General features: G+C 56.3%; 17 protein-coding genes. 9 read left to right on the top strand and 8 right to left on the bottom strand.

Features of this window, described 5'->3' with window-relative positions; all coding sequences use genetic code 11:
* Window positions 1-4 precede the first annotated feature (4 nt).
* Together ACFVTJ_RS23665 and ACFVTJ_RS23660 are read left to right on the top strand one after the other, a co-directional pair.
* Window positions 5-292, top strand: coding sequence for a hypothetical protein (locus ACFVTJ_RS23665; RefSeq protein ID WP_386911002.1), 288 nt, complete (start codon window positions 5-7; stop codon window positions 290-292).
* 35 nt (window positions 293-327) lie between these two features.
* Window positions 328-573, top strand: a complete 246-nt coding sequence (locus ACFVTJ_RS23660; RefSeq protein ID WP_386911001.1) for a hypothetical protein — start codon at window positions 328-330, stop codon at window positions 571-573.
* A 136-nt stretch (window positions 574-709) separates the two neighbouring features.
* On the opposite strand, the gene ACFVTJ_RS23655 is transcribed toward ACFVTJ_RS23660, so the two are convergent.
* Window positions 710-1,441, bottom strand: a complete 732-nt coding sequence (locus ACFVTJ_RS23655) for an SDR family NAD(P)-dependent oxidoreductase (RefSeq protein WP_386911000.1) — start codon at window positions 1,439-1,441, stop codon at window positions 710-712.
* An 81-nt stretch (window positions 1,442-1,522) separates the two neighbouring features.
* Between ACFVTJ_RS23655 and ACFVTJ_RS23650 the strand changes: the two genes are divergently transcribed.
* Window positions 1,523-1,915 carry a winged helix-turn-helix transcriptional regulator gene (locus ACFVTJ_RS23650; RefSeq protein WP_386910999.1) on the top strand — a complete coding sequence of 131 codons (393 nt, stop codon included), beginning with the start codon at window positions 1,523-1,525 and terminating at the stop codon, window positions 1,913-1,915.
* Window positions 1,916-2,116: 201 nt separating this feature from the next.
* Window positions 2,117-2,419, top strand: a complete 303-nt coding sequence (locus ACFVTJ_RS23645; protein WP_386910998.1) for a hypothetical protein — start codon at window positions 2,117-2,119, stop codon at window positions 2,417-2,419.
* Between the two features lie 864 nt (window positions 2,420-3,283).
* On the opposite strand, the gene ACFVTJ_RS23640 is transcribed toward ACFVTJ_RS23645, so the two are convergent.
* Window positions 3,284-3,748, bottom strand: a complete 465-nt coding sequence (locus ACFVTJ_RS23640; protein ID WP_386910997.1) for a hypothetical protein — start codon at window positions 3,746-3,748, stop codon at window positions 3,284-3,286.
* Window positions 3,749-3,918: 170 nt separating this feature from the next.
* Here ACFVTJ_RS23640 and ACFVTJ_RS23635 point away from each other — a divergent pair, with 170 nt between their 5' ends.
* Window positions 3,919-4,155, top strand: a complete 237-nt coding sequence (locus tag ACFVTJ_RS23635) for a DUF6894 family protein (RefSeq protein WP_386910996.1) — start codon at window positions 3,919-3,921, stop codon at window positions 4,153-4,155.
* Between the two features lie 244 nt (window positions 4,156-4,399).
* On the top strand, window positions 4,400-4,756 hold the full coding sequence (locus ACFVTJ_RS23630; RefSeq protein WP_386910995.1) for a cupin domain-containing protein: 357 nt from the start codon (window positions 4,400-4,402) through the stop codon (window positions 4,754-4,756).
* 205 nt (window positions 4,757-4,961) lie between these two features.
* On the opposite strand, the gene ACFVTJ_RS23625 is transcribed toward ACFVTJ_RS23630, so the two are convergent.
* The 5 genes from ACFVTJ_RS23625 to ACFVTJ_RS23605 form a co-directional block, all read right to left on the bottom strand.
* Window positions 4,962-5,822, bottom strand: coding sequence for an alpha/beta fold hydrolase (locus ACFVTJ_RS23625; protein ID WP_386910994.1), 861 nt, complete (start codon window positions 5,820-5,822; stop codon window positions 4,962-4,964).
* A gap of 154 nt (window positions 5,823-5,976) precedes the next feature.
* Complete coding sequence (locus ACFVTJ_RS23620) at window positions 5,977-6,855, bottom strand: efflux RND transporter periplasmic adaptor subunit (RefSeq protein ID WP_386911033.1); 879 nt, start codon at window positions 6,853-6,855, stop codon at window positions 5,977-5,979.
* A gap of 5 nt (window positions 6,856-6,860) precedes the next feature.
* Window positions 6,861-7,064, bottom strand: a complete 204-nt coding sequence (locus ACFVTJ_RS23615; RefSeq protein ID WP_386910993.1) for a DUF1656 domain-containing protein — start codon at window positions 7,062-7,064, stop codon at window positions 6,861-6,863.
* Complete coding sequence (locus tag ACFVTJ_RS23610) at window positions 7,061-9,067, bottom strand: FUSC family protein (protein ID WP_386910992.1); 2,007 nt, start codon at window positions 9,065-9,067, stop codon at window positions 7,061-7,063. Before ACFVTJ_RS23610 ends, ACFVTJ_RS23615 begins: the two co-directional genes overlap by 4 nt.
* Window positions 9,064-9,423, bottom strand: a complete 360-nt coding sequence (locus tag ACFVTJ_RS23605; protein ID WP_386910991.1) for a hypothetical protein — start codon at window positions 9,421-9,423, stop codon at window positions 9,064-9,066. Before ACFVTJ_RS23605 ends, ACFVTJ_RS23610 begins: the two co-directional genes overlap by 4 nt.
* A gap of 71 nt (window positions 9,424-9,494) precedes the next feature.
* Here ACFVTJ_RS23605 and ACFVTJ_RS23600 point away from each other — a divergent pair, with 71 nt between their 5' ends.
* Both ACFVTJ_RS23600 and ACFVTJ_RS23595 read left to right on the top strand, forming a co-directional pair.
* Complete coding sequence (locus ACFVTJ_RS23600) at window positions 9,495-10,301, top strand: AraC family transcriptional regulator (RefSeq protein ID WP_386910990.1); 807 nt, start codon at window positions 9,495-9,497, stop codon at window positions 10,299-10,301.
* Between the two features lie 39 nt (window positions 10,302-10,340).
* Window positions 10,341-10,715 carry a VOC family protein gene (locus ACFVTJ_RS23595; protein WP_386910989.1) on the top strand — a complete coding sequence of 125 codons (375 nt, stop codon included), beginning with the start codon at window positions 10,341-10,343 and terminating at the stop codon, window positions 10,713-10,715.
* 61 nt (window positions 10,716-10,776) lie between these two features.
* Here the strand turns inward: ACFVTJ_RS23595 and ACFVTJ_RS23590 are convergent, their stop codons facing one another.
* A complete protein-coding gene (locus ACFVTJ_RS23590) occupies window positions 10,777-11,673 on the bottom strand; it encodes a LysR family transcriptional regulator (RefSeq protein ID WP_386910988.1) in 897 nt (298 codons plus the stop codon).
* Window positions 11,674-11,796: 123 nt separating this feature from the next.
* Here ACFVTJ_RS23590 and ACFVTJ_RS23585 point away from each other — a divergent pair, with 123 nt between their 5' ends.
* Window positions 11,797-12,768: an MBL fold metallo-hydrolase gene (locus ACFVTJ_RS23585; RefSeq protein ID WP_386910987.1), complete on the top strand. Its 972-nt coding sequence runs from the start codon at window positions 11,797-11,799 to the stop codon at window positions 12,766-12,768.
* The last annotated feature ends 10 nt before the right edge of the window (window positions 12,769-12,778 follow it).

Below are 12,778 nucleotides of genomic sequence, written 5' to 3'. Positions count from 1 at the left end.
ATAAATGATGAAGACATTCCAGAAGTCTACACTCAAAGCCATGATGACGATCTGCGGAGGTGGCCTTATCGCACTAACGTTGGCCGGGTGCACTTCCGCTCAGGATCAACACTATGAAGACAACCGAGCGTGCTACGGTTCGCGACATTATAACGGGTGTATGAACCAGCAACAGTACCATCGCGATCGGGAACAACTGATGAATCAGGAAAGAGCCCTTATCAATGCGCAGCAAGCCCGTGAAAATCTCAAGATGCTGCGCGAGATCAGGCGGAAGCGTGGCGAGTACTGAGCACCGAGTTGCGATAAAAGACGAGGAAACATCATATGCCTCTTAACGAACCGCCAGACAAGTACGGCACGGCCGAGGGTGCGGAGCGGCTCGCGCTCAAAACGGTGATCCGGGCTTTGGTAGATCATGCAAATCTGGCTGATCCGGGCTTTCGGGAGCGCGCAATGACGGGTATCGAAGACTACCTCGCTAGCCTCGATCCACAGTCCAAGTTGCAGGCTGACTTTGCCGAACGGGCAAGAAGCTCTGCTGCCGTCCTTCTAAGACCATCAGGCTCGTGAACGAACATCGGCCAGATCATACGGAAGCAGTAATCGAAGAAATAATGAGGCCGAAGTCCGACTAGGCTGATGGAGCTGTCATCAGACGTGGACGTACCCGACCTGCTCAGATCGGGTACATCGTTTTCAATTAACCTTAGACCTGCCGCAGGCCGCCGTCGACGCACAGTTCGGCGCCAGCAATATAACTCGCGTCATCGCTGAGTAAGAACAGGGCGGCGGCAGCCACTTCGGAAGGCCGGGCCATCCGCCCCATCGGGATCGGAGCGACAATCGCCGCACGCATGTCTGGCTGAACCGCAGCCATCATCTCCGTATCAGTAGGGCCGGGTGCAACGACGTTGACGCGGATGCCGGCGGGTGCGAGTTCTGCCGTCCAGGTCCTTGCATAGGAACGCACGGCCGCCTTGGTCGCGGCATATGTGCCGTATGAGGCGTATCCGCCGCTATCGGCAATCGATCCCACAAGGACGACCGATCCGCCTTCCGTCATTGCCGGTAGAGCTGCCTTGAACCCAAATACCATTCCGCGCACGTTGACGTCGAAATGGCGGTCGAAGTGTTCAGGCGTTATCTCGGCGATCTGCGCAGGCTCGGAAAGACCTGCATTCAGGACGAGCGCTTCAATACGGCCGTGTGCCTGTCGAACTTTTTCGACAGTCTCAATCATATCTTCAGGGGTCGCGGCATCGGCAGCAATGCCGACCGCGCCATGACCAATAGCCGTGGCCGCCTTTTCGGCATCTTCGCTCCGGCGGCTGGTGATGAAGACCTTTGCCCCTTCGGCCGAAAGCCGCTCTGCAATTGCCAAGCCGATACCCTTGGCGCCCCCGACAACCAGGGCAACCTTGTTACTCATTCGAGCCATCGTAAATCCTTTCAATTGATGGTCTCGCCATGATATACGTTAGATATCTGGTATCAATTACGCACCTGAAGTAGCCTAGATATGGACGAATATACCGATCTTGAAGCACTATCCCAAGTTGCCCTCAACGAGATGGCGCGGGTTCGTCCCGTGCTCGACAAGATCGCGGATAAATGGACAATTCTGATCCTGACGGTGATCTGTCCCAAGCCCTCACGTTTCAACGAGATCAAGCGTCGTCTCGACGGGATCACGCACAAGGCTTTGGCCGACGCTCTGAAGAGGCTTGAGCGGAACGGCCTCGTAACGAGGACCGTCCTGCCGACGCAGCCCGTGGGCGTGGAATATGCCATTACGCCCCTCGGCCATTCGCTGCGGGAGCCGTTTGAAGCATTGTGCTCGTGGGCAGCGGTCAACGGCGACAAAGTCGAGGCGGCTACGCTACGCTACGACAACATGGGAAATGGCCACTGAAAATACCGCCATGAACGCTTGGGTAGTCCATCGCAGAAGTCACTTCCGCGGCTGCCCCGAGAGAACAGGGAAAGTCGAGTGCACTTCGACCGTTGGCAGACAAGCTAACTGCTGGCCACAATCGCGGGAATACCGCGAAGTCAGGGAACAAACCGGACGAATTTCCGTTGCTCGTCACGGTTATTTTTTCGGAGGTGTGTCATGAAACTCAAGCTGGCTTTAAGCGTGATTTTAAGCGTTACCTTTGCGGGGGTCGCGGAAGCGCGGACATATCTTTACGGTGCCGTCCCGGTGACAGGTGATCATGTACTTGAGAGCGCCTACCGCGCAGCACTGGATAGATGTAGTTTCGAATCTTACCCAACACACGACCGCGTCGGTTTTTATGAAGGCGCCTATGGCTCTGCCGAGGTGCGCGGCTGCATGTATCGTATGGGTTTCGTTTTGCAAAATGGCGAGCCTTTCGCATACCCCGTGAGGAAAGCGACGTACCTTTCATGGTGAGAGCGCGCCAAGATATGTAAGACCGAAGCTTATCGTAATCACCATCCCAACCGACACGGGCTTAGTATCTTTCCGAGCCATGCTTATCCATGCCCGCGCATTGAGCCGTACCGACAATGCCAAAGCCGCATGCGATCTGGCGGCTGCCCAATTACATGCGGCTATTTTTTAGCATTCGGATCAGCTGACGATCGCTAGTCGCAAGGACGCCGGCACCAGCGGAAAGCGTCACCGTCCACCTCCACGTGGCCGATGGAATGAAACGCATATGGGTCGAGACCAGCAGTTCTCGCGTCACCGCAAGCTCTCGCAGAAGCCACACCGCGAACATGTGAAGTTTCGCAAATTTGGTCGATCGAATAGGTGTTGGTGGTACATACCCCCCTCTTCGTCTGTCTTAATCGTATCGTCAGTTGTTTAGAATTGCGGCTATGTCGAAGCAATCAAGGGTTGATTTTAAGTTGTTAATAATAGTGGTCGACTTTGTCCTGGATCAGAGTACCCTTAACGTATTGTTACCATCCGAACCCATAGGCGGTGGCACCTGAGGGTTACTACGTGCTCCCGCCTATTTGTGTGGAGGACAGTTGTGTGCCCCATCCGACACTATTCAGTTATTGCATGCTCCGACGTATCCTCGTCCGCTGGGCTGCACGCTTTACCTCCGATGAGTCGCTTCAGGTCTACCTTGTAGAAACGACCATCAGTGAAATTCTACGGGAATTTCCCGTAGCGGACGACAGTTCTTCGATCGAGATAGAGCTGCTTGCGACGATGCGGCGGGCGCTGCTGCGGAAATTTGACGCGCGCTGGGTTGTTACCCCCCCGGTCCCTTGGAGACAAATTCTCAACTCCGAACAATGGTCAATGAAGAGTAGACGACTTTCCGGGTGAGCCGAGAAGCGCGTCCGCAATCTTTCGAAGGTGCAACCTGTCATCGCTCAAGATGTAACCTTGCCAATTCGACTTTGCGGCAGACGCAAATACAAATGGCACCTTCATTGCGTCAAGAAGCGTAGCCAGATGCACCAGGGTTTCGTCATCGACTTCGACATCAATGATTGCCGCGTCGACATCACCTGATTGCAGCGTCTGCAAGACCGTTCCTACAGAGGAGACCAGTCCAACAATCGTTGCTCCGGCGGCAGCGATCTGCGCGCGACATCTCATGGTCAAAAGCGCGCGCTGCTGCACTATCATCAGCTTCTTGCCCCTAAAGACACGTAACACAGCAATGTCCTCGATTTTGTCGCGGCCTGCCAGATATCGGCGGCAGAGGCGATTTTGCCTTTCGCTCTCGTGTCGGGCTTCTGCATTGAAAGCCGACAAGGTACAACAAGCTCTCCTGGCTTCACAGCAGAACCGCGCTACGGACCAGTGGTTCCCGGTTAGCCTTTCGCGGGGTTTCCAGAAGCAAAATCGGCTATGCAACTTTTCCGAGGGAACAATCGCAGCGGCATGAGGTTGATAAAACTTGATGAGGAAACAGGAACTCTGCAATGCCGCGGTATTTCTTCCACGTCCGGGACGCCGAAGGCCTCTCTGTGGATACGGAAGGCGCAATGCTTTCTAACGACGAGCGTGCCTGTATCGAGGCCGTCCAAGCCGCCAGGGAAATGCTGGCTGAGAAAATTCTAAAGAATGAGGTCATCGATGGCGCAGAGTTCGAGGTCGTCAGAAGCGACGGCGTACTGGTTGCGAAAATCCCGTTAAAATCAGTGGTACGGTTTGAGTAGTTGGTTTGATCGCTGTTGCGTCATCCCCAGCGGTGTATTGTCATACCTGCGGCAGCGTTGGTTTCACCTACAAAAACTTCAGTGCCCCGGCTTCCAAATTGCCTTTGAGACTTACGAGCCCAGTCATCCTTGCACAATCGTTCAAGACCAGTGTCAGTTCGTGTGTCACGAGGCATTTGCAACTGCCGTTGGGTGAGTTTTTCCCCTGACGGTCAGCCAACGCAAATTCAGTTAGGAAACGTCGGTGGAAACAGTAAATCTCAACGAAAAGCTTGATCGCATTTCAGGCCACTGGGACCCGCATGTGATTGCGGATTACAATGAAAATGACGTGATGGTCGTTAAGTTTCTTGGCGAATATCCTTTCCACAAACACGACACGACAGACGATTTTTTCTACGTGTTGGAAGGGGAAATGGAGATGGATATCGAAGGAGCGCCTTCTCGTATTATCAAAGCCGGCGAGTTGTTTGTTGTTCCCAAGGGAGTTGTCCATCGTCCCCGGGCCAGAAGTGAAGTCAAGGTTCTCCTGATCGAACCGAAAGGAGAGCCAAACTCCGGCGATTCCGATCGCGAACCAGCACCCAAGCCGCGCATCTGAAATATTTCTGCGACAAGTTCCTCACCAAGGTCTCGATCTGGATTAGCGACCGGAATCTCGTCCGTTCAACAAGGGATCAATTATTGCCGGTGGTGAATATCGATAAGAGGTCGCCGCAATCGATGTCTGCTCCCGGCTGCGAGGCGCCCCGCTTCATTGTTACGATAACGCGCAAAGTCGCTCGCCATAAAGGTCATTGATATCTTTATGCTGCGAAAAAGGAGGTGAGCTCAGCGGCCAGTTCAAATGGGGCCTCTTCCGCCATGTGGTGTCCACTGTCTATCCCTAGACCCGAAACGGGCAGAGTTGACCAAGGCTGCCACACCGCCAGTACATCCCCGTATAACATTTCCAGGTCATCCCGCAGCGACCACAGAACATGAAGCGGACATGTCAGCTTTCTTCCGGAGGTTCGATCATCAAGATCGTGGAGATGGTCTACGTGAATGCCTGCCCGATAGTCGCCCAGCATACCGTGAACGGTCGTTGGGTCTTCAACGGCCGCGCGGAAATCCGCGAAATTTTCCTTACCCATTAAAGCCTCGCTCCCGCCGTACCACTTCAAAGGATCAGCCAAGATGGCCTGTTCGGGTTTGTCGTGTTGAGCAAAGAAAAACCAGTGCCACCATTGAGTGGCGAAGCGACGATTGCATCGCTCCAGCGCTTCCAGGATTGGAACCCCGTCGAGGATGGCGAGCTTCTCAACCTTTCCCGGGTGGTCCATCGCGGTGCGGAATGCGGTATAACTTCCACGGTCGTGACCTGCCAGCAGGAACCGGTCGAAACCGAGATGTTCCATGAGTGCAACACAGTCACGAGCCTTGGCCCGCTTGGAAGACGCTTCATAATCATAGGGGTCTGATGGCTTGCCAGACTTTCCAAAACCTCGCAGATCGGGGCAAACGACTGTGAATTTGTCAGCCAGAATGGGCGCGACCTTGTACCAGGTTGTATGGGTTCTCGGATGCCCGTGAAGCAGAAGTAGCGGTGGACCACTTCCCCCGTGACGAACACGAAGCGTTGTTTCCGGTACCGCGATCATTTCCAGCCTGAAATTTTCGAACATAGCACTCCCCTCGGGTCATGGGGCGAACGATCTCTACGATTTGGGGTTCCATCGCGTGGTGGAAACACCAAAGGTCCGGCACGCTCGCAGAGCATCCGGCGCTAGCGAGCTATAGGGCTGCGATCCCGCAGCGGAAATGGCAACGAGGCACCGCCTAGTTGTTCATCTCCCCGATCGAGACCGTCGCGGTCCTGCCCGCGACCAGCCGAATGGTTTTCGGGGCATCGTCGATCTCGATCCGCACCGGAATTCTCTGGGCCAGGCGGACCCATGAGAATGTGGGTGCAACGCTTGCAAGCGAGCCGGCAGTATCGCTTCGTTCCCGATCCTCGATCCCCGCAGCAATTCCGGCGACATGTCCGGTGACCGATTGAGCTTCGCCCATGATATTGATCGTCACCGGATCACCAATGTGGATTCTCGGTAGCTTTGTCTCTTCAAAATACCCCGCAAGGTAGATGGATTCTTTTTCCACAAGGACGCCAACTGCAGTTCCAGCCAGGACATAGTTACCCCTGCGCAGGGAGAAGTTGGTAATCGCGCCGGATGCCGGAGCACTCACAGTTGTCCGCTCAAGGTTCAGCTTTGCCAGATCCTGCGCAACCAGGGCAGATCGATAGGCGGACTCAGCCTCATACATCCGACTTTCCGCTTGCTGTCTTTCCTTGAGGCTGGCTGCTTCCTTTGCGGCAAGCAATTGATACCGCTCGAAATCGGTTTTCGCCATCTCCGCAGCCGCCCTGGTGCCGAGTACCCGCGCTTGTGCCTCGCGTAGTGCAAGTTCGAAGCGATCCGTTTCGATGCGAAATAATGGCGTTCCTTTCTCAACCTGTGCATTATCCGACACCAGAACCTCGCTGACAGGCCCGGAAACATCCGGCGCAAGCCGAACGATGTCAGCCCTGACATGAGCGTCACGCGTCCATGGCGCTTCCATGTAGAAAGACCAGAGGTGCCAACCGAGCACGGCAGCACATGCCGTCATTGACAGCGTGAGAAGAACTTGACCCGCGGTCAACGTCAGATTTTTGATTGTCATTAGAGCCAGCCGATAGCGGCAGAAAATCCGCCGAAAAGAGTAATGTACAGTGCAAGGTTGAACAGAGAGCGGTGCCAGACCGCCTGGTAAAACCCGGTCCTGCCGAGAAGGGTCGTGAGAACTCGCAGCCCGACATAAGCAAACAGGAGGAGCGCTGCGGACGACGGCAAAAAGACGCCATAGAGATCGAGTTGTCCCCTCACGCGAATTCCCTCTTCGACGAGAGCATTCGGGGAACTGGTGCGCCAGCCTCCGGAGCAATGCAAATACGAAGGACTACGGCTTCCAGCAGAAGCTGGGCATCCCTCTCGGTGGTGGCCTTGGTGGAAAGGATCAACTCATCGAGCGCCCGCAAGGCTTTTTCCAGCAAGGCGTCGCGGTCAGCCGGAAGGCGACTGTATAGAGACGCAACTGCGTGGAACACCGGCTCCGCAATGACGCGGAGATCAGCCGAAACCTTCGCGATGAGCTCCTGCATTTCGACCAGATGCAGCCCCACCCTGATATCCCTTAAAAGGTCGCAATCGCTAACCTCTGAGGATGGCGGGAGTTTCGCCACCCGTGAAGCGAACAGGCCGGCAACGTCAATCATCTGATGTCGCGTGACGAGACGGTTGGGGTGTTCGCTAACGGCGATATTTGCGACATGTCTCCGGATAACGGAAAAAAGCTTTCTGGCATTCGTTTCGGTTTGCACAGATCGAAAGATACCGCAGAGAACAATTGTCCAGACCATTGCCAGTATGGTCGCGGCGGTCGCATTCGCGAATGTGACAAAGTCGGCTCTTGGATATGCCTGGAGGGTGAGAAGAAGAGGAAAATTGATGCTGAGCCCCATGCCAACAAGCGCAAGTGAGGGTACTGCGAGACATAGGCCCGCCGGTATCAAAAACAGCCCCAGAGCAGCGACGAGCGGCGCAAACCCGTCTATGACGGTAAGGATCGCAAAGCCGTAGATGAATGCGGCGATGGCTGCACCGATTGTGACATTGGCAAATTTGCGCATGGCAGGGACCGGGTCGTCCATCGTGGCAAGCAGGCAACAAAGGACGCCTGATATCTGGGCAAGGGTCATTCCGTCGGACCAGCCCGTTTCGATCCAGAAAAAGAGGGACGTCCCAAGGCAGATCGCGACCGTAAACGACGACAACAATGCCATTCCGATATCACGATGCGGTGCGGGCGTTTGAGGCGCGTGGGCCGCTCGCACTCCATTTTCATCTTCAATGGATTCTCGAAGAGTGAGACACTCCCCAGAGAGCCGAGAAACAGTCCGCAGCTGCCGGGCATAATTGACGAGAAGAAGTTTTTCCCATGTCGCAGCCGCGGCGAAAGGGGCGACTGCATCGATCGCCATCGGCAGGCAAGACCTTTCCGGATCAGAATCCGCCTCCTTGATCATCGCCAATGCCTTTTCGTGGCAGGAGGGGTCCAGCCTGTTCAGTAGTCTTCGCAAATCCTCCAGCTCGCTCAGCAGCGGCAGGAACGATACCATCCGATGATGCAGCGAATTCACCAATGCTACTCTGCTTCGGTATCTCGATCCGTCATACTGAAGATGAACCGCAAACGAACGCAGATCGGTCGCCTCTGCGGCCAGCGCGTGGCGCTCCATCCTGCCTTGGCTTGCGTTCAACTCGCTGGTCGTTATGGCTTCGAAAAGCTTCTGCGCCCTAGCGATCCAGCCGTCGATCCGGTTGAGAAGCATTGTTCCTACATGAACCGGAAAAACAACGTGGCTGACGATCGAGGCGCATATGATCGCGAGCCCAATCTCCTCTGTCCGGGAAATGACAATATCGAAAGCGTTTGCCGGAGTGTTGACCAGCGGCAATCCCGCAAGAAGCACGGTGTAACCCGCCAACAGCGAAACATAACTGCGAGGCGTGCGATCGAGCAGACTGAAGAAGGTGCACCCAGAAACCCATAGGATGATCGCGCCGGAGAGCAATATCGGCTCGTTCACAAGGTTCGGGACCAAGAGGATTGTCGCACCGCCCCCAATAATTGTTCCCAGAAGCCGATAGACCGACTTTGATGAGATCGCGCCGGACAGGGGATGAGCGACAATATAAACGGTTGCAACTGCCCAATACGGCCGGTTCAGATCAAAGCTGAGAGCTAGAAGATATGCCAGCATGGCTGCAATGAACGTCTTCAGCGAGAAGATCACGTTTGCGCTGGTAACAACTGGTCGGGCGCTCAAATGTCGTCTCCCGCACTGGAGATGCTTTGCTGCACGGCCTGATCATCACAGGTTGGCAGACCATAGATCGCTGGCGAAACGTAGCAGAAGAACGGTGCTGCAAGGCAGGCGTACAGGTAGGCTTCGGCCTGTTCCTGGCGCGCATCGGTCGAAACGACCCGTGGATGACGGCCAGGAAGCGCCCCGGCTTTCGGAAGGAAACCGTTCAAGATCTTTTTAATGAGGTGAGCGGGCGACTTTGTCCGCGTTCGAAACAGAGGGAGGATGCAAAGAATGCGTGGGTCTTTGAGGGACCGACGAATTTCAGTCCGGACAATGTCAGACCAAAAGCGGTCGTCGAGTTTTTGAGGTGCCATATCGTTCTCCAGCCTCGTTGCCGGATGACCCTATCGACAAAGCGCTCGGAAGAATTTAGATATACCATCAGATGATAACTAAATCCCACCAGGCGAAAATATCCCTCTCCGGTGCCTTGGCCGACCATGATCTCGAAAACTCACCTGCGCCTGCGCGCGCTGTGAGGATCGACGTATCGCAAAACGAACGCGAGGCGCCCGAACATCAACACCGCAAGGGTCAGCTCGTCATGCCTCTGCGCGGCGGTGTGACATGCAGGGTTCCAAGCGGCATGTGGATGGTCCCGCCGCACTGCGGCGTCTGGGTGCCGGGGGGCATGCCTCACAGCAATGTCGCCACAGCCAACGCGCGTTTGTTCTTCCTGTTCGTTGAGCCTGGGGCTGCCGATCTGCCGAACCGGTGTTGCACGCTTTCCCTGTCGCCACTGGTCAGGGAACTGATCATCGACATGGCCGATCAGTCTGAGGTTGCGATGGCTCATCAGGAACTCGTAACGACGCTGCTTCTTTCGGCCTTGTCGCGGATGCCGGTAGAGTATCTTCATCTGCCGCTGACGGATGAATCACGGCTTGTGCAGATTGCGTCGGAACTCGCGAATAATCCGGCTGATCGGAGTACGATGGCGCAGTGGGCAACACGAGTGGCAATGAGCGAGAATTCACTCGCGCGTCTCGTTCAGCGCGAGACTGGCCTTTCTTTTGGCCGTTGGCGCCAACAGCTGCAATTGATCGTCGCAATCCGAAGCCTGGCAGCGGGGGCAACAGTACAGCAAGTTTCGGGTGATCTCGGATATGAATCGGTGTCGGCGTTTATTACCATGTTCAAAAAGGCGCTCGGAACGTCACCATCGAAATATCTGAGCAACTTCGACCGTTAAAGTCACGAAAACGAACGGACAGTCCAGAGGAGACAAAGCATGTTCACCCACGTCATGATCGGCAGCAACGACCTGGAACGCGCAAGAGATTTCTACGATGCTACCTTCCTCGCTCTGGGCGGCAAGCCCGGCGAGATGGACGCCAGGGGCCGACTGATATACATCCATGAAGGTGGGCGGCTGATGATCACGACACCCATTGACGGCAAACCGGCGACTGCTGCCAACGGTGGAACAATCGGTATCGCGGCGATGACCCCCGACCATGTTCTGGCCTGGCATGCCGCCGGTGTTGCACATGGCGGGACCGCAATCGAGAGCCCGCCCACGGCGCGCCCGAACGGTGCGTTCGTTGCATATCTTCGCGACCCTGACGGCAATAAACTGACCGTACGGACGCTTCCGTCGAAATGAGGCGGCCTTGTGCGGTTGATCCCATGGAATGATGGAAATCGGTCGTCGGTCGGGATCGGAGTTAATGGCCTATCTGATCGCGCAAGCGGGGCGTGATCCAGTCCAGGAAGCATCGAACCTTCGTTGGCAAAGGATCTGCTGGTCCGTAGACGACGTTCACGGGTAGCGGTTCGGGCGCAAACGCCACAAGTATTTCCTGCAGGGCGCCGGAACGTAACTGGGCCGCAACCTGGTAGGAGAGCACGCGGATGACGCCGATGCCCGATACGGCCGCCTGAATTGCGGCCTCTGTCGTATTGACCGCCAGTCTCGGGCGAGGCTCGACATTGAAGACGGTCGCGTCGCGGCGGTAACGCACTTCAGGCGCGGTTGCGAAGCCCTGAAAGCTTATACCGTCGTGGTGGGCGAGGTCGTCGGGGTCTTGTGGAACGCCCCGGCGGGTGAGATAGTCAGGGCTGGCGCACACGATCCGGCGAACTGCACCGACACGTGTTGCGATCAGCGCGCTGTCGGCCAAATGTCCGATGCGAAGAGCGACGTCAACATGCTCATCTGCCAGACTTATCTGGCGGTCCGTCAGCGTCAGCCGCATATCGATTTCGGGTTGTTCCTTGAGGAATTCCAGCGCAATTGGCAAAACATGGCGTTCGCCGAACGCAACTGGCGCGGTCACATGCAGTCCTCCGCGCAGCGCGCCGTAGTCGCCGCTGGCTTGCCGCTCCGCCGCGTCCAATTCGTCCAGGATGCGCCGAGATGCGGCGACGTAGTTCCGTCCTTCATCCGTCAAGGACAAGCCTCGGCGGGTACGCAGCACCAGACGCGCGCCAAGATGTTTTTCGAGGTCGGAGACCTTGCGGCTGACGGTGGCGAGCGGCGCCTGCAGGCGCCGTGCCCCCGCCGAGAGGCTGCCAGCATCGACCACTGCGAGCAGTACTGACATCGCATCGAACCGGTCCATCCTATCCTTCCATAAAATGAGAGGGAATCTCCTGAAGTCGTAGGATACAATAACAGTTTTGGATATTCTAGCTTCATGGTGTCGAGGACCTTCCCTCATCGCGAGAACAAGGAGAAAGACGTCATGCCCAAACTTTCGCGTCGTGCCTTCGCCAGCGCTCTTCCTTTTGGCCTCCTCGGGGCAGGACTGCTCCAAGGCGCCCAAGCGCTTGCCGCAACACCGCAACCTGCCACGACGCTTGCCAGCGTAACGCCGCTGGCGCAGATCCGCATCGGTCGCTTTACAGTGACGGCGCTGACGGACGGTTATGCAGACATGCCCTACAATTTTTTCCCCGGGCGTGACCCGGCCGAGGTTGAGCGGGCAGCAGTCGCCCAGTTCACCGCCAGGCCAAGTGGCGTGCGGTTTCTATTCAACCAATATCTTGTCGATGATGGCCAGCGCCGCATCCTGATTGATGCCGGTGCTGCGGGCTCGATCGGGCAAACCGGTAACCTTCCGCAAGCACTCGGCAGGCTTGGTCTGCAGCTTGACCAGATCGATGCGGTCATCGTGACCCACATGCATCAGGACCACATGGGCGGCCTGATCGCCGACGGCAAGAATAATTACCCGAACGCGGAAGTCTATATCGATCGGCGCGACGTCAAGCATTGGACGGACCCCGCCAAGCGCAGCGGCGCTCCCGAATTTCTCCAAACGAGCTTTCAGATGGCGGAAGAGGTTGTGCGCCTTTACCCTAGACTTCAGGCGATTGATGGCGAGCGTGAAATTGTACCCGGCGTCTCCATCGTCGACCTGACCGGCCACACCCCTGGCCATATCGGCGTTCGGGTCGAAGATGGGGGAAAGAGCCTGATCATGGTCTCAGACATGATCTTCCCGGTTGTACACCCGGGAGCGACCGACGTGTTCTTTCTGTTCGAGCAGGACCAGGCTGCCGCCAAGGCAATGCGTGACCGCTTTTTCCCTCGCGCCGCTTCGGACGGCGCGCTCATTGCCGCCACGCACATGCCGTTTCCTGGTTTAGGCCATGTTGTTGCCGACCGTGGAGAAATCCGCTGGCAGGTTGCAGATTGGGCTTTGCAAGACTGATCTGGTTTGG

The organism is Agrobacterium sp. NPDC058088 (assembly GCF_042885035.1).
Classification (GTDB): domain Bacteria; phylum Pseudomonadota; class Alphaproteobacteria; order Rhizobiales; family Rhizobiaceae; genus Agrobacterium.
Note: the sequence above shows the minus strand (reverse complement) of the source record. Positions and strands in the feature narration are given on the sequence as shown.